This window comes from Nocardia sp. NPDC050793 (assembly GCF_040654065.1).
Classification (GTDB): domain Bacteria; phylum Actinomycetota; class Actinomycetes; order Mycobacteriales; family Mycobacteriaceae; genus Nocardia.
Window position 1 is genome coordinate 145,518 of record NZ_JBFAHG010000011.1, and the last position, 16,365, is coordinate 161,882.

The 16,365-nt window shown below is 68.7% G+C and carries 15 protein-coding genes; 7 read left to right on the forward strand and 8 right to left on the reverse strand.

Annotation, left to right across the window (positions count from 1 at the left end; translation table 11 throughout):
- Positions 1 to 17 precede the first annotated feature (17 nt).
- The 3 genes from AB0H50_RS30120 to AB0H50_RS30130 form a co-directional block, all read right to left on the reverse strand.
- Positions 18 to 1,193 (reverse strand): MoxR family ATPase, encoded by a 1,176-nt coding sequence (locus AB0H50_RS30120; RefSeq protein WP_357459203.1) that lies wholly within the window; start codon positions 1,191 to 1,193, stop codon positions 18 to 20.
- A gap of 116 nt (positions 1,194 to 1,309) precedes the next feature.
- Positions 1,310 to 2,650: an NlpC/P60 family protein gene (locus AB0H50_RS30125; protein ID WP_357459206.1), complete on the reverse strand. Its 1,341-nt coding sequence runs from the start codon at positions 2,648 to 2,650 to the stop codon at positions 1,310 to 1,312.
- A gap of 343 nt (positions 2,651 to 2,993) precedes the next feature.
- The gene (locus AB0H50_RS30130) at positions 2,994 to 3,569 is read right to left on the reverse strand and encodes a DUF6676 family protein (protein WP_357459207.1); all 576 of its coding nucleotides are present in this window, start codon (positions 3,567 to 3,569) and stop codon (positions 2,994 to 2,996) included.
- A gap of 289 nt (positions 3,570 to 3,858) precedes the next feature.
- Here AB0H50_RS30130 and acnA point away from each other — a divergent pair, with 289 nt between their 5' ends.
- Both acnA and AB0H50_RS30140 read left to right on the forward strand, forming a co-directional pair.
- Entirely contained in the window at positions 3,859 to 6,663 is a 2,805-nt protein-coding gene (acnA, locus tag AB0H50_RS30135) for an aconitate hydratase AcnA (protein ID WP_357459209.1), read from the forward strand.
- 190 nt (positions 6,664 to 6,853) lie between these two features.
- Positions 6,854 to 7,420, forward strand: a complete 567-nt coding sequence (locus AB0H50_RS30140; protein ID WP_011210017.1) for a TetR/AcrR family transcriptional regulator — start codon at positions 6,854 to 6,856, stop codon at positions 7,418 to 7,420.
- A gap of 4 nt (positions 7,421 to 7,424) precedes the next feature.
- Here AB0H50_RS30140 and AB0H50_RS30145 read toward each other — a convergent pair whose 3' ends face one another.
- The 3 genes from AB0H50_RS30145 to AB0H50_RS30155 all read right to left on the reverse strand — a co-directional run bounded on the left by AB0H50_RS30145 (position 7,425) and on the right by AB0H50_RS30155 (position 10,512).
- Positions 7,425 to 8,930, reverse strand: a complete 1,506-nt coding sequence (locus AB0H50_RS30145; RefSeq protein WP_357459380.1) for an amidohydrolase family protein — start codon at positions 8,928 to 8,930, stop codon at positions 7,425 to 7,427.
- Positions 8,931 to 9,087: 157 nt separating this feature from the next.
- A complete protein-coding gene (locus tag AB0H50_RS30150) occupies positions 9,088 to 9,879 on the reverse strand; it encodes a hypothetical protein (RefSeq protein ID WP_357459211.1) in 792 nt (263 codons plus the stop codon).
- A gap of 126 nt (positions 9,880 to 10,005) precedes the next feature.
- Positions 10,006 to 10,512: a MarR family transcriptional regulator gene (locus AB0H50_RS30155; RefSeq protein ID WP_357459212.1), complete on the reverse strand. Its 507-nt coding sequence runs from the start codon at positions 10,510 to 10,512 to the stop codon at positions 10,006 to 10,008.
- Positions 10,513 to 10,581: 69 nt separating this feature from the next.
- On the opposite strand from AB0H50_RS30155, the gene AB0H50_RS30160 reads away from it, so the two are divergent.
- From AB0H50_RS30160 to AB0H50_RS30175, 4 genes are all read left to right on the forward strand, one after another.
- Entirely contained in the window at positions 10,582 to 11,085 is a 504-nt protein-coding gene (locus AB0H50_RS30160; RefSeq protein ID WP_357459214.1) for a cupin domain-containing protein, read from the forward strand.
- Positions 11,086 to 11,162: 77 nt separating this feature from the next.
- Complete coding sequence (locus tag AB0H50_RS30165; protein WP_357459217.1) at positions 11,163 to 11,579, forward strand: thioesterase family protein; 417 nt, start codon at positions 11,163 to 11,165, stop codon at positions 11,577 to 11,579.
- Between the two features lie 259 nt (positions 11,580 to 11,838).
- Entirely contained in the window at positions 11,839 to 12,294 is a 456-nt protein-coding gene (locus AB0H50_RS30170; protein ID WP_357459219.1) for a hypothetical protein, read from the forward strand.
- A gap of 12 nt (positions 12,295 to 12,306) precedes the next feature.
- Complete coding sequence (locus AB0H50_RS30175; protein WP_357459222.1) at positions 12,307 to 13,269, forward strand: hypothetical protein; 963 nt, start codon at positions 12,307 to 12,309, stop codon at positions 13,267 to 13,269.
- A gap of 152 nt (positions 13,270 to 13,421) precedes the next feature.
- Here the strand turns inward: AB0H50_RS30175 and AB0H50_RS30180 are convergent, their stop codons facing one another.
- Both AB0H50_RS30180 and AB0H50_RS30185 read right to left on the reverse strand, forming a co-directional pair.
- Complete coding sequence (locus AB0H50_RS30180; RefSeq protein ID WP_357459224.1) at positions 13,422 to 13,661, reverse strand: helix-turn-helix domain-containing protein; 240 nt, start codon at positions 13,659 to 13,661, stop codon at positions 13,422 to 13,424.
- Between the two features lie 83 nt (positions 13,662 to 13,744).
- Entirely contained in the window at positions 13,745 to 15,376 is a 1,632-nt protein-coding gene (locus AB0H50_RS30185; RefSeq protein ID WP_357459226.1) for an ABC-F family ATP-binding cassette domain-containing protein, read from the reverse strand.
- 186 nt (positions 15,377 to 15,562) lie between these two features.
- Between AB0H50_RS30185 and AB0H50_RS30190 the strand changes: the two genes are divergently transcribed.
- Positions 15,563 to 16,327 (forward strand): SDR family oxidoreductase, encoded by a 765-nt coding sequence (locus tag AB0H50_RS30190; RefSeq protein WP_357459229.1) that lies wholly within the window; start codon positions 15,563 to 15,565, stop codon positions 16,325 to 16,327.
- The last annotated feature ends 38 nt before the right edge of the window (positions 16,328 to 16,365 follow it).

Here is a 16,365-nt window from a genome sequence, read left to right on the forward strand (position 1 = left end):
CGCGGCCGACGCGGCCGTCACTTGGTCTGGTGGTTGCCGGCGGCCGGAGCCATCTGCGGCTGGCTCTGCTGCGGCGGCTGCGGGATCTGCTGCTGGTGCGGCGGCTGGGACGCACCCGGCGCGGGCGCGGCCTGGCCGCCGGAGTGCACCGCTTGCGGCGCGACCTGCGGCAGGCCGACGGTCTGCAGCACCCGCTTGATCACGTCCTCCGGGCTGATCTCGTCGGCCAGCGCGTCGTAGGACAGCACGAGGCGGTGGCGCAGCACGTCCGGGATCACCTCGACAACGTCCTGCGGCACCACGTAGTCGCGACCGCGGATCAGCGCGACGGCGCGGGCGGCGGCGATGATGCCGAGGCTGGCGCGCGGCGAGGCGCCGTAGGCGATCCAGTTCGCCACGTCGGCCATGCCGAAGTCGAGCGGCTTGCGGGTCGCCGCGATCACCCGGACCACGTAATCGACCAGCGCGTGGTGCACGAACGTGTTGGCCGCGACCTTCTGCAGCCGGATCAGGTCTTCCGGGCCGAGGATCTGCTTGGCCTCCGGCGGGGTGACGCCCATCCGGTAGATGATCTCGCGCTCCTCCTCCACCGAGGGATAGTCGACGACAACCTTGAAAAGGAAGCGGTCGCGCTGCGCCTCGGGCAGCGGGTAGACGCCCTCGCTCTCGATCGGGTTCTGGGTCGCCATGACGAGGAACGGATCCGGCATCGGGTAGGTCTTGCCGCCGATCGACACATGCCGCTCGGCCATCACCTCGAGCAGTGCGGACTGCACCTTGGCGGGCGCGCGGTTGATCTCGTCGGCGAGTACGAAATTGGCGACGACTGGGCCGAGTTCGGTGTCGAATTGCTCACGGCCCTGGCGGTAGATGCGGGTACCGATCAGGTCGGTCGGCACCAGGTCGGGGGTGAACTGGACGCGGGAGAACGAACCGCCGACCACCCTGGCGAAGGTCTCCACCGCGAGGGTCTTCGCGATACCCGGCACGCCCTCGAGCAGCACGTGGCCGCGCGCGAGGACACCGACGAGCAAGCGTTCGACGAGCCGATCCTGACCCACGATGACCCGCTTGACCTCGTAGATCGCCTTCTCCAAGATCTGGACGTCACGCTCCAGGGTGCCCGACGCGGGCTCCGGCGCCTCTTTCGCCAGATCTACCCCGCTCACACTGTCCGTCGAAGTCACCAACATCCCCGCTTTCGCCTTGGTCTTAGTGCGTGCTCGCCCCAACTATTCCAGGTATTCGCGCAGCATGCCGCAACCGGCTCCGGTATCAGGGGAATTCGTGCCGTATCGATAACGGTTTCTCAGGTCACGATGCGGACGGCGTAGGGCATGATGCCGCTCTCACGGACCGGGGACACCTTCACCACGTCGCCGGATTCCGGCGCCTCCACCATCTTTCCGTCGCCCAGGTACAGCGCCACGTGCTGGCTGCCGTTCTGGCCCCAGAACAGCATGTCGCCGCGGGCGCGCTCGTCCACAGGAACGCGGGTGCCCGCGTTGTACTGATAGCCGCTGTAGTGCGGCAGCGAGACGCCGATACCGGCGAAGGCGTAGATCATCAGGCCCGAGCAGTCGAAGCCGACCTTGTTGTAATCGCCGTGGCTGTCGGCGACGCCGCCGTCGCGAATGCCGAGCGTCGGGCCGTACTCGTCGCCGCCGCCCCAGGCGTACTGCACGCCGAGCTGCGAAAGCGCCCGGTCCACCACGATTTCCACCGCCTGCGAGCCGTGTACGGACGGTCCGCTCGGCCGTGGCGTGCTCTGCCGCGGGCCGGGCGTGTTCTCGAGCTGGGTGTGCGGGCGCCTGCCGTTGCCCGCCTGGGCGGCGCGGTCACGCGCGGCCTGGTCGGCGGCGGCGCGGGCGGCCGCGGCCGCCGCTGCGGCGCGGATCGCGGCCTCCTCGGCTCGGCGCCGTTCGTCCCAGGCCAGGAAGGCTTCGCGCTGGCTCTGCAGCCCGGCGACGTTGACGCGGGCGATGTCGAGCCTGCCCTGCGCGGCGTCGCGCTCGCGCAGCAGATCGTCGCGCCGCACGGTCTGCTGATCGAGTTCGGCCTTGGCCGCGGCGACCGCGTGCTCGGCGTCGATCTTTTTCTGCTCGGCCAGCGCGGCGGCCGCGTCGGCCTCCGATTTGGCTTGGCGCGCACTGGAGTTCCTGTTGCCCTCGTCGATCTGGGCGCGGCGCAATCCGTCCAGCACCTGCTGCTGGTTCTTCGTCACCAGGCCGAGCAGCTGCGACCGGTCGATCGCGCCGCCGGGGCTCGAAGCCGACAGATAGGTGACCATCGAGCCGCCCGCGGGCCTGGTGTAGGCCTGGGTGGCGAACTCGTCGAAATTCTGCCGCGCCCGCGCGACCTTGGTCCCGGCCTCGGAGAGGTCGGTCTGGGTCTGCACGACGACGGCCGCGGCCGCGTCGGCGGCATCGCGCGCGTTCTGCAGGTCGACCAGCGCCTTGTTGACTTCCTCGCGCTTGCGCGCGACCGCGTCGTCGAGTTCCTGCAGTTGCTGGTTCACCGTGCCGACCTGGTTGATCAGCGTGCCGACCTCGGTGACGCCCGTGTCGACGCGAGCGCCCGCGGCGGCGATCTCCCCGTCGCTCGGATTGGGCGGGGCGGGTGGCACGGCGGCGGTCGGCCCCGCGGTCATTGCCACGACGACGGCGACCAGCAACCCGAGAGCGACCGATAGTCGGCGACACCGACCGGTCGGACCTTTTTTGTGCATCGCACCTCCCAAGGACTCGAACGCGGCTTCGCCTCACGAGCCCCGACCGCACCATCCAGCTCAATGGTCGGCGGGCATCCCTCGACTACACAATTTTCCCATCAGTAACCACTTGAACCGTACGACACTTCTTTCACAAAAAGAACTCCAGCAACACCATCACACGCACGAAATTTGCGCATTGCGCGGAATTAGCCGAAGCGTCGATCGGAGCTTCGGAGGGAAACAGACCGGCCGTCAGGAAAAGTGGCGGAAGGGAAACCGTTTATCGAATGGGAGCGCCGAGCTCATCGCGCTCGGCGACCGGCACGGCCGCGGATTCGCTCGTCGCGCGCCGCGATTTCACCCAATAGAGTCCGGCGACGACGATCGCGGTGCCCGCCAGCAACACGCTGGTGATCGCGGTCCATGAGATGGCCTCAGGCTCCTCGAGGCGGCCGACGAAGACCCGCGCGGCCTCGACCGAGTTGCCCTGCTTGCCCTTGGCCGCGTCCTCGGCCCACTCCAGCTGCACGCGGCTGATGGAATCGCTGTAGGTGCCGACCCAGTCGTCGCTGAGCACCACAACGGTGCCATGCTGGACCTTGCCGATCTCGGTGGCCAGGTCCCGCAGATTGGAGTCGTGGCCTGGATTCCCGGGGATGACCACGATACTGAGCGGGATCCCATGCGATTGCGCCTCCACCACGATCACCTCGAGCCCCGCCTGATCCTTTCCCTTCGGCGTCGCCACGTGATTGTCGGCGACGTCGGCCTTGATGGTCCGCAACGCGCTGTCGTTGATGGTGGGCGGCAGTTCCGCGGCCATGGGGGAGAACACCGAGGTGTACGAGGGGGCCATCTTCCATCCGGTCTGTCGATCCGCGCCAGCGGGGGCTGCGACGGGCATCCAACACTGCAGGGTGAGCTACTACTACCCCGACTAGCTCGGAAGCACAGTACGCGACAAGATGTTCGGCCGCTGCCACCCGGCACACCGAACGGCCCCCGCGCATTTCACAGGACAAGCGTACTGTTAGAGTCGTGGCGCGAGGAACCGGCGCTACCCCAGGCGCAGGAGCCCCTCCAAAGACTCGAGTCGCCGGCACAGCCCCGCTGGCGGCCAACCCTCACAGACGAGTGGAGCTGACGTGACGACAAGTATCGATACTTTCGGCGCCAAGGGCACCCTCGAGGTCGGAAGCAACTCCTACGAGATCTTCCGTCTCTCGGCCGTGCCCGGCACCGAGAAACTCCCTTACGCACTGAAGGTCCTCGCGGAGAACCTCCTCCGCACCGAGGACGGCGCCAACATCACCGCCGACCACATTCGCGCGATCGCGAACTGGGATCCCTCGGCCCAGCCGAGCATCGAGATCCAGTTCACCCCGGCCCGCGTGATCATGCAGGACTTCACCGGCGTGCCCTGCGTCGTCGACCTCGCCACCATGCGTGAAGCGGTCGCCACCCTCGGCGGCGACCCGAACAAGGTCAACCCGCTCTCCCCCGCCGACATGGTCATCGACCACTCGGTCATCCTGGACGTCTTCGGCCGCGCCGACGCGCTGGAGCGCAACGTCGAGCTCGAGTACGAGCGCAACGGCGAGCGCTACCAGTTCCTGCGCTGGGGCCAGGGCGCGTTCGACGACTTCAAGGTCGTCCCCCCTGGTATGGGCATCGTGCACCAGGTCAACATCGAGTACCTGGCGCCCACCGTCATGGTCCGCAACGGCCAGGCCTACCCCGACACCTGTGTCGGCACCGACTCGCACACCACCATGGTCAACGGCCTCGGCGTGCTGGGCTGGGGCGTCGGCGGCATCGAGGCCGAGGCGGCCATGCTCGGCCAGCCGGTCTCCATGCTCATCCCGCGCGTCGTCGGCTTCAAGCTGACCGGTGAGATCCAGCCCGGCGTGACCGCCACCGACGTGGTGCTCACCGTCACCGACATGCTGCGCAAGCACGGCGTGGTCGGCAAGTTCGTCGAGTTCTACGGCGCCGGTGTCGCCGAGGTGCCGCTGGCCAACCGCGCCACCCTCGGCAACATGAGCCCCGAGTTCGGCTCGACCGCCGCGATCTTCCCGATCGACGCCGAGACCGTCAACTACCTGCGCCTGACCGGCCGCACCGACGAGCAGCTCGCGCTCGTCGAGGCGTACGCCAAGGAGCAGGGCATGTGGCACGACGCGGAGCGCGAGCCCGCCTACTCCGAGTACCTCGAGCTGGACCTGAGCACCGTGGTGCCGTCCATCGCGGGCCCGAAGCGCCCGCAGGACCGCATCCTGCTCAGCGAGTCGAAGATCGCCTTCCGCAAGGACATTCACAACTACGTCGAGGAGCAGCTGCCGGTCGCGCACACCAAGCTCGACGAGGCCGTCGAGGAGTCCTTCCCCGCCTCCGACGCCGCGGTGCTGTCCTTCGCCGACGACGGCGCGGTCAACGTGGAGTCCGCGGCCAACGGCGCCGAGGGCCGCCCGACCAAGCCGGTCCGCGTGGTGTCCGAGGAGCGTGGCGAGTTCGTCCTCGACCACGGCGCGGTCGTGGTCGCGGGCATCACCTCCTGCACCAACACCTCCAACCCGTCGGTCATGCTCGGCGCGGCGCTGCTGGCTCGCAACGCGGTCAACAAGGGCCTGTCCAGCAAGCCGTGGGTGAAGACCAATATGGCGCCGGGTTCGCAGGTCGTCTCCGACTACTACGAGAAGGCCGGCCTGTGGCCGTACCTGGAGAAGCTCGGCTTCTACCTGGGTGGCTTCGGCTGCACCACCTGCATCGGTAACACCGGTCCGCTGCCGGAGGAGATCTCCAAGGCGGTCAACGACAACGACCTGTCGGTCACCGCGGTGCTGTCCGGCAACCGCAACTTCGAGGGCCGTATCTCCCCCGACGTGAAGATGAACTACCTGGCCTCGCCGCCGCTGGTCATCGCCTACGCGCTCGCGGGCACCATGGACTTCGACTTCGAGACCGACTCGCTCGGCACCGACACCGAGGGCAACGAGGTCTACCTGCGCGACATCTGGCCCTCGCCGCAGGAGATCGACGACACCATCAAGTCGGCGATCAGCCAGGACATGTTCCGCAAGTCCTACGCCGACGTCTTCAAGGGCGACGAGCGCTGGCAGAACCTCTCCACCCCGGAGGGCGACACCTTCGCGTGGGACGAGAACTCGACCTACGTCCGCAAGGCGCCGTACTTCGACGGCATGGAGATGGAGCCGGCGCCGGTCGGCGACATCACGGGCGCCCGCGTCCTCGCGCTGCTCGGCGACTCGGTCACCACCGACCACATCAGCCCGGCCGGTCCGATCAAGCCCGGCACCCCGGCCGCGCAGTACCTGGACTCGCACGGCGTGGAGCGCAAGGACTACAACTCGCTCGGCTCGCGTCGCGGTAACCACGAGGTGATGATCCGCGGCACCTTCGCCAACATCCGGCTGCGCAACCAGCTCCTCGACGACGTCTCGGGCGGTTACACCCGCGACTTCACCCAGGAGGGCGGCCCGCAGGCCTTCATCTACGACGCCTCGCAGAACTACCAGGCCGCGGGCATTCCGCTGGTCGTGCTCGGCGGCAAGGAGTACGGCTCGGGTTCCTCGCGCGACTGGGCGGCCAAGGGCACCCGTCTGCTCGGCGTGAAGGCGGTCATCACCGAGTCGTTCGAGCGCATCCACCGCTCGAACCTGATCGGTATGGGCGTCATCCCGCTGCAGTTCCCGGCCGGTGAGAGCGCCAAGTCGCTGGGCCTGGACGGCACCGAGGTCTTCGACATCGAGGGCATCACCAAGCTGAACGAGGGTGTGACTCCGAAGACCTTGAAGGTGACCGCCACCAAGGAGAGCGGTGAGAAGATCACCTTCGACGCGGTGGTCCGGATCGACACCCCCGGTGAGGCCGACTACTACCGCAACGGCGGCATCCTGCAGTACGTGCTGCGGAACATGATCCGGGGCTGAGCCCGGTGCATGCGGGGACGATCCCATGATTCGCGGCTGAAACCGCGGGTTCCCCGCGCACACCGGCACGGTCTCCGTGCTTCATGTGACGGTCCGACCGTCGCCCTTGCGGAAGGTCCGCGCATCGCCACGGCGGTGCGCGGACCTCTCCGCATCCCGCAGCGCCCACCCTTCCGGAGGAGCCACGCACATGCCCAAGGTCAGCGATGACCACCTCGCCGCCCGGCGTAGCCAGATCCTCGACGGGGCGCGGCGCTGCTTTGCCGAATACGGTTACGACGGCGCCACCGTGCGCCGCCTCGAAGAGGCCATCGGGCTGTCCCGCGGCGCCATCTTCCACCACTTCCGCGACAAGGACGCGCTGTTCCTCGCGCTGGCGCAGGAGGACGCCGAGCGGATGGCCGACGTCGCGGCCAACCAGGGCATCGTGCAGGTGATGCGCGATATGCTCGCCCACCCCGAGCAATTCAATTGGCTCGGCACCCGTTTGGAGATCGCGCGGCGGCTGCGCACCGATCCGGAATTCCGCGCGGGCTGGACCCAGCGCTCGGCCGAACTGACCGCCGCCACCCTGGCGCGCTTGGAGCGCCGCAAGGCCGCGGGCGCGCTGCGCGACGACGTCCCCACCGACGTCCTGCTCGGCTATCTGGACTTGGTCCTGGACGGCCTCATCGCCCGGATCGCCTCCGGCCACACCAACGAGAACCTCTCCGCCGTCCTCGATCTCGTCGAAGCCTCGGTCCGCCGCAAGGACTGAGCGGTCAGCCGCAGCACGGCCCGAGCGAACCACCGGGAGCGAACGGCGGCGACGGCTCCTGCGCGGCCGTCTCGACCTCGCGCAGTATCCGCTCCCGGTCCGCGCCGGATAGGTAGCGCCCTCGGCTCACGACCGCGTGGATGCGGCGGGTGTTGCCGATGCCCGCGAGCGGATCGGCGTCCAGCACAACGAGATCGGCGAATTTCCCCGGTGCGACGGTACCGGACAGGTGTTCCAGTCCGGCGCAGCGGGCCGCGTCGCGGGTGGCGGCTTGCAGCGCCCGCATCGGCGTGAGGCCCGCGCGCACCAGCAGTTCCAGCTCCTCGTGCAGCGAATATCCGGGGAAGGCGTAAGGGTTCCCGGCGTCCGTGCCCGCGACGATGCCGGCACCCGCCGCCGCCATCGCGCCGAGCAACTCCAGCCGGACGCGAAAAGCGAACTCCCGCTCCGCGATCTGCTCCGGCGTGGACGGCCCCGTGCGGTAGCTCCACCAGAACTGCCGGATGCTCTCGGGCAGGTAGCGCCGCAGCATGTCCTCGGCGTCCGGATCCTCCGGCGGCGGATATCCCATACCGGTCACCACCCTGCGTTGCACGACGAGGGTCGGCGACTGCCAGCATCCGCGCCCGATCATCAGGTCGGACAGCGACGCGGCGCGCGCCGGGTCGTAGGTCTCGGCCGCCTCGCGCTCCAGCCGGGCGCGCTGCGCGACCCAGCCGTCGGGATGCCCCGGCTCCGCAGGCATGGCCTCGATTTCGGCTTGCAGCTCCACCGCCCTGGCGGACGCGGCCGTCAGCATGCCATACATGTGCTCGAGGGTGTACTGCCCCGCCTCGATCGCCTCGTGGACCGGAATGCGATAGGGCACGTGACCCGCGAACCGCAGGCCGACCCGGCGCGACTCGTCGGCGATGGCCGCGAATGTCTCCCGGCTCAGCTGGGAGTACACCTTGACGAAGTCCGCGCCGGAGCCGTGCGCCCTGCGGACCGCGGCGCGCGCCTCCGCATCGGTCGCGACGCCTTCCGAACCGGGCCAGAGGACGGGCGGGCCATCGATGATGCTGCTGGCCACCACCATCCGCGGCCCGATCAGCTCACCGCCCTCGATGCGCCGCCGCAGCGAGTGGGTCTCCGGGAAGCCCCACATCTCGCGAATGCCGGTGACGCCGTACGCGAGATACATCGGCGGAAAGGTGCGCTCCGCGGTGGCGACGTGGGTGTGTATGTCCCACAGACCTGGGATGACGAACTTGCCGTGCAGATCGACGGTCCGGGCGACCGGCATCGGCAAGTCGGGAAAACGCCCGACCGCGACGATCCGATCACCGGCCAGCACCACGGTGGTGTCCGGATGCGGCGGCCCGCCCGTCCCGTCGATCACCGTGGCGCGCGCCAGCACTGTCACCGGCGCATTCGGCTCGGCGCCCGCCATCGCAGCCGCGAGGGCGCCGCCGGTCATCGCGCCCACGGCGCTGCCTGCCAGCCAGGTCAGGAACTGCCCGCGGTTCATCTCGCTCACGTTCGCCTCCCGCTGGTGCGGTGCTCGGCACCGTCGAGCCCGATGTCCTTGTGCGGCAATGCCTTTTCGGGCTCACACCGATCCTGTCAGCGAGAGACTGTACGCCGCATGCGGCCATGGGACACGCCGGGCCGGGCGGCCACCGGTGTCAGTGGGTAGCGTTGAGGTAGTCGGCGGCGTGCGTGGTCCAGAGGACATTCGCGCCGGGCATGTTGTGGCCCGAGTAGAGGACGTGCTGACCGTCCGGCCACGGCGTGAGGTAGCCGATGACGCCGTGCATCGCCCTGGTGTAGCGGTCCAGGTTGGCCAGCGGGTTCTGCAACAGGAAGCGCAGCAGTTCGTCGAAGATCAGTGGGGCCACGTTCCCGAAGCGAGCGCCCTCGACGAACGAGAACGGGGAGATGCCCGCGTCGATCACCCGCAGCGGGGAGTCCGCGGGCGAGGACGTGATGATGTCACCGGGGTTGGCGTATTCCTTGACGTCGAGGCTGGGCCACGCGCCGCGCTGACCGTGCAGCCCGTAGGTGGACGGCGGGCACAGGTTGCCCACGGACTGACCCGCTTTGCGCAGCGGGTTGGCGATGTTGACCACGAACGCGATCTCCAGCGGCGAGCCGTCGAAGTTCTTGTACTTGCCCGACCGCACACCCTCCAGGATGCGGCTCGCGCAGATCCCGCCGAGCGAATAGCTCAGCAGCCCGCAGACATTCGGCGAATCCTGAATGGCCCGCACCCCGGCGGCGATCCCGAGCCGGACCGAGGTCTCCAGCGAGGGGCCCCACACCTCCGGCGCAGGCCCGACCGAGGCTGGCCAGTTCGGCTCGAACGCGGTGAATTTCTCCGGGTCGAGCAGTTTGGTGACGTCGCGCAGCATGCCCGCGGGCGCGCCGTCCGGGTTACGGGGCTCGCCGACGCCCCGGAGCGTGATGATGTCGATCATTGAAACTCCTTGCCCGCCTGGAATTCTGGAGCCAATGCCACACGGTAGCTGCACGTGACTCCTGGCACACGAGTAGCGAACTACTCGATTTCGCGTGACGCTTCCCACGACGCGCCCGGCCGAACGTCAGTCCGCGCCTTCGAGACTGGTGAGCAGACGCCGCGCGATGCGGTCCAGGTCCTTTCGCTCCTGCGCGGAAAGCGCCGAGAGGATGCGGGTCTCGTTGCGGGTGTGCGAGGTCACCGCGGTGTCGACCAGTTCCCTGCCCTCGTCGGTGAGCGCCACCCGAACGGCGCGCCGATCGGCCGCGTCGGCGATGCGGCGCACCAGGCCCGCCGATTCCAGCCGGTCCAGGCGGCCGGTCATGCCCGCGCGGGAGAGCATCAGCGTGTCGGCGAGCACCGACGGGTTCAGCTGGCACGGTTCGCCCGAACGGCGCAGGGCGGCAAGCACGTCGAACTCGCCGCGCTGCAGTCCGTGTGCGGTGAAGACCGCTTCGATCGCCTGCTGCGCCACGATCATGAGCCGCCCGAGCCGCCCCATGATCGCCATCGCCTCCAGGTCGAGATCGGGCCGCTCGCGCCGCCACTGCTCGGCGATGGCGTCCACCGCATCCGGTTTCACTTCGGTCATGGACAGGATTCTATTCGCCGGTATATAGTTCGGTAGCGAATTATCAACCACCGAATTACAGGAGTCGTCATGACCGCCGCCCTTCCCCACCGCGACGTCGCCGTCCGTCAGCCGCAGGATGCGGAGACCTTGCTGACCGACACCGTCCGGGTTCGCCTGCTGATCGACGCGAACGAGACCGGCGGGTCGGTCAGCAGCCTGGAGGTCACCCTGACCGAGGGCGCCGACGGGGCCGCACCGCACTACCACACCAGGTCCGACGAGCTGTTCTACGTGGCCGAAGGCGAACTCCAGGTGCTGGCGGGCGACAAGATCGTCACCGTCGGCGCGGGCGGCGCGCTCGTGGTTCCCAAGCTCATGCCGCACGCGTTCGGCGCGTCGCCGGACAGCTCCGCCCGGCTGCTGATCGCGCTCATGCCCGGCGTCGAACGTTTCGAGTACTTCCGCCTGCTCGACCGCCTCGGCAAGGGCGAGGCGACGCTCGCCGAGCTGGCCGCCGCGCAGGAGGAGTTCGACAACCACTTCGTGGACGCACCGCAGTGGTGGACCGAGCGGACCGCCAACCGGCGGTAATACGTTGGCGCACAGGACTGTGACGCAAACTTCGGCGCGACGGGAACATCCGCGCGCGGCGACGGGTTCGACCGGTTATGACCTTTTCCGTCCCCGTCGTCGTCCGCGGATACGAGCTCGATACCCAGGGCCACCTGAATCAGGCGGTATACCTGCAGTACGCCGAGCACGCCCGTTGGGAGCTGCTGCGCGCCGCCGGGGTCGCTCAGGAAAAGCTCATCGCCGCAGGCATCGGCCCGGTGGTTCTGGAGACCACCATCAAGTACTTCCGCGAACTGCGCGGCGGTGACGAGGTGACGATCAGCTGCGAATTCGAGTGGGCGGCGGGCAAGATCTTCCGCATACGCCAGCAGATCCGCAAGCTCGACGGCACCGTCTCGGCCGAATTCGCGGTGACCGGCGGTCTGCTCGACCTGTCCGAGCGCAAGCTGGTCGCCGAGCCGGGCGAGCGTTTCCGAGCTCTCGCCGAGCGACCGGATCTGCTCGGCCTGTAGCGCCGCGGCGCGGGCGGCATGGCCGCCAATCTTGGGCAATACTCGTCCGCTACCCCCGGATGAAATTAGCTGAAATGTTGCGGTGGGCCTATTTCGGGTCTGCCGAAAATCTTTCGGCGCTAGCGCCTTCCGTGTCCGGATCCGGTTTGCCAACGGCCGTGAAATCTTTCGATCCGGGCCGGGGCAGCCCCCTCCCGCGTTATGATTCGGTTCACGCTCGGGGGTCCTGGCAAATCGCGAGCAGATCGGAGAGCAGACCATGGCCGACGCAATCCACCGACCCGGTGCCACGTCGACGGAAGACCGCGTACCCGCGCTGCAGGGCCTTCTGGTGGCCGAGTCGGAACGCGAGATCACCGTCCGTGTCGCCGAGGGCACGTGGACCTTCCGCCGTGACGATGTGCTCCGCATGCTCGACAACGCCGCCGACGATCACGCGGGCGACGGCAGGCCGGTCCTGGTGGACATCCGCCCCGGCGCCACCGCCGACTTCACCCGCAGGCTGCGCATCGATCTCGTGGACCGGCCGATGACCATCGCCGCCCCGCCCTCGGAAGCGCTGGGCGACGAACTGCTGCAACAACTCACGGCCACCTGGGCCGATCGGTTGCGGCTGGTGGACTATCCCGCGGGCAGCGGTGCGACCTATACGTACTGCCAGACGAAATCGTTCGCGACGAGTGACGACGGCATCAACTGCGACAGTCTCGACTGAGCGGACCTGCCCATGGTGAGCCGTCTCCCAGGCTCGGTCCTGATCGTGTCCGAATCCGATGATCTGCACGCCACCGCGATGGCGGCGACATTGCGAGAACACCACGGGCTCAGTCCGATACACCTCGACCTGCGCGACTTCCCGCGCGAGTCAGGCAGTTTCCGGCTGGACCGGCTCGGCACCACCCGCTCGCTCTCGCACGTGATCGGGCTCGACACCGTCCGTTCGGTGTGGTGGCGGCGACCGCACCCGTGCCGGGTCCCCGGCGGCGTCCGCGCCTCCGACGACGCCTACCGCCAGGCCGAGTGCGACGGCTTCATCCAGGGCCTGCTGTGGTCGATCCCGGCGTTCTGGATCAACGATCCCGGCGCCGACCGCACCGCGGCCCGCAAGATCGTCCAGCTCGAGACGGCGCAGCGCGCCGGATTCGCGATACCGGAGACGCTGATCACCAACGATCCGGACGAGGCCCGCAGCTTCGCCGAATCACGGCCCGGCCCAGTGGTTTACAAGCGCACCGGCACGGGGCGCGCGGAATTCGCCGAGACCAGGATCATCACCGCGGCCGACTTCGGCAAGCTGGCAGGCATCCGGTCGGCGCCGACGACCTTCCAGGACTACATCCAGGCCGAGTGCGACCTGCGAGTGGTGTGGGTCGACGGCATCGCGTGGACGGTGCGCATCGATTCCCAGGCAGGCGTCGGCCGGGTCGATTCGCGGCTGGACACCTCCGTCGACTTCGCCCGCGGCCAGCTGCCCGCGTCGGTCAGCAAATCCCTGGCCACGCTCATGGGCGCGCTCGGCCTGAGCTTCGGCGTACTCGACCTGCGCCTCGGGCTGGACGGCGAGTACTACTTCCTCGAGGTCAACCCGCAGGGCCAGTTCGCCTACCTGGAGATCAAGACCGGCCTGCCGATCTTCCGCAGCCTGTCCAACCTGCTCGTGCACAGCGACGGCATGGTCCCCGGGTACTGAACGAGGCTGGTCGGCGGCGCAGGCTCACTCGCCGGAGCGGGTACGTCTCGCCGCGCACCGTCTCGGCATTCCGAACGGTGCGGGCATCACGAATCCCTCGCGGTGGCTGCGAAAGATGCTGCGCAGCCACCGATTTCGGACCGGCGCGGACGCTACTTGCCGACGCCCTTACGGCGATTCGCTCCACCGCGGCTGCGGAGCTGCACGTGCGACTCCACCAGCACGTTGTGGATGAAGCCGTAGGAGCGCCCTGTCGACCGCGCCAGCGAGCGGATGCTGGCACCCGCCTCGTATTGCTTCTTCAGCTGCGATTGCAGACGGTCACGCGATTTCCCCGTGACGCGTGTGCCCTTACCCAATACGGCCTTGCTTTGTGTGGCCCTGTCGCTCATGGCTTCCTCCGAGTCGCCGAGCAGCGCGTCTTTCCAGGCTAAGCACTGAGCAGTCCGTGATCAACGGGTTCGTGTGATGAAACTCACGCAAGCTGAATAAGTTCCAAATATTCCGCGGACCAGTGGTCTTCGGTGCCGTCGGGGAGGAGAATGACCCGCTCCGGGGACAGTGCCTCCGCCGCGCCCGGATCGTGGGTGACCAGCACGACGGCCCCGGCGTAGGTGCGCAGGGCATCGAGCACCTGCTCGCGAGACACCGGGTCCAGGTTGTTGGTCGGTTCGTCCAGCAGCAGCACATTGGCCGCCGAGGACACCAGCCCGGCCAGCGCCAGACGGGTTTTCTCACCACCGGACAGGGTGCCCGCGGGCTGGTCGAGCTGCGGACCGGTGAACATGAACGCGCCGAGCAGGCCGCGCAGGTCCTGCTCCCCCGCGTCCGGCGCCGCGTGCCGGATGTTCTCCCAGACCGTGGCGTCGTCGTCGAGGGTGTCGTGCTCCTGGGCGAAGTAGCCGATCTTCAGACCGTGCCCCGGCACCAGGCCGCCGGCGGTCGGCTGTTCCGCCCCGGCCAGCAGGCGCAGCAGCGTGGTCTTGCCCGCGCCGTTGAGGCCGAGCACCACGACCCGGCTGCCGCGGTCGATCGCCAGGTCGACACCGGTGAAGATCTCCAGCGAGCCGTACATCTTGGTCAGGTTCTCGGCCATCAGCGGCGTCTTGCCGCAGGCGGCGGGCTCGGGGAACTTGATCCTGGCCACCTTGTCGGCGACCCGCACGTCGTCCAGTTCGTTGAGCAGCCGCTCGGCGCGCTTGACCATGTTCTGCGCCGCAACGGCTTTCGTCGCCTTGGCGCCGAGCTTGGCGGCCTGCGCCTTGAGCGCGGAAGCCTTCTTCTCGGCGTTGGCGCGCTCGCGGCGGCGGCGCTGCTCGTCGGTGGCGCGGGCGTCGAGGTACTTCTTCCAGCCCATGTTGTAGACGTCGGCCTCGCCGCGCACGGCGTCGAGGAACCACACCTTGTTGACCACCGCGTCGAGCAGCTCGACGTCGTGGCTGATCACGATCAGGCCGCCGTCGTGGTTCTGCAGGAACCCGCGCAGCCAGGTGATCGAGTCGGCGTCGAGGTGGTTGGTCGGCTCGTCGAGCAGCAGGATGCGGTCCGAGCGCCCGCCGCTGCCGTCGGAGGCGGAGAACAGGATGCGCGCCAGCTCGATTCGGCGGCGCTGACCGCCGGAGAGGGTGCGCAGCGGCTGGCCGAGCACCCGGTCGGGCAGGCCGAGGCTGTGGCAGATGCGGGCGGCCTCGCTCTCGGCGACGTAGCCGCCCAGCGCCGAGAACTGCTCCTCGAGCCTGCCGTACTTGCGGACCGCCTTCTCGCGCTCCTTCTCGTCGGCCACCTCGGCCATCAGCGCCTGCTGCTTCTCCATGTCCCGGATCAGCGTGTCCAGACCGCGGGCCGAGAGCACCCGGTCGCGCGCGAGCACGTCCAGGTTGCCTTCCTTCGGATCCTGCGGCAGATAGCCGATCTCGCTGGAGCGCAGGATCTTCCCGGCGTACGGCTCGCCCTCGCCCGCCAGAATGCGCAGCGTGGTGGTCTTGCCCGCGCCGTTGCGCCCGACCAGTCCGATGCGGTCACCGGCCTGTACCCGCAGCGCGGGACCGGGCGCCGACAGCAGGGTGCGGACTCCGGCCCGGACCTCGAGGTCGGTCGCGGTGATCACAGATGGGCTCCTCACGGATGGCGGTGGGTGTGTCCTGGCGGGCCGAGCAGCCGCTGCTCGATTGTGCGCCCCCTCGAGGCACAAGAACCACCGATTTTACCTGTGCCCGCGCCGCGCCCCGCATCCGAGGAAGCCGGTGTGACCGCGATAACTGCCGTACGCCCGGCTTCGGTAGCGTGCGGTGCCATGAGTACCGATCTGTTGGGTAAGAGCGCGCTGGTCAGCGGGGCCAGCCGGGGCATCGGCAAGGCGGTGGCGGCCGAACTGCTCCGCCGCGGCGCGAACGTGGTGATCACCGCGCGGAAACCCGAACCGCTCGAGGAGGCCGCCGCCGAGCTGCGTGCGCTCGGCCACCAGGGCGAGGTCGTCGCGCTGGCGGGCAACTCCGGCGACGCGGACAGCCGCGCGGCCGCGGTCGAGCGCGCGGTCTCGGAGTTCGGTTCGCTCGACATCCTGGTCAACAACACCGGCATCAACCCGATCTACGGCGCGCTGATGGACGCCGACCTGGACGCTGTGCGCAAGATCTTCGACGTGAACGTGGTCGCCGCGCTCGGGTACATCCAGGAGGCGTACAAGGCGTGGATGGGCGAGCACGGCGGCGCGATCGTGAACGTCGCGAGCGTCGCGGGCATCCGGTCCAGCGGCGTGATCGCCGCCTACGGCGCCTCCAAGGCCGCCCTCATCCACCTCACCCACGAGCTGGCCTGGCAGCTGGGCCCGAAGATCCGAGTGAACGCGGTGGCCCCCGGCGTGGTCAAGACCAAGTTCGCCGACGCGCTCTATTCCGCCGACGAGGAGCGGGCGGCGGCGGTGTACCCGATGAAGCGGCTCGGTGTGCCCGAGGACGTCGCGCGGCTGATCGCGTTCCTGGTGTCGGACGAGGCCGCGTGGATCACCGGCGAGACCGTGCGGGTCGACGGCGGACTGCTCTCCACCGGCGGCATCTGATCGACGCTGGACCATCGCCGACCGCCACCGCGCGACGG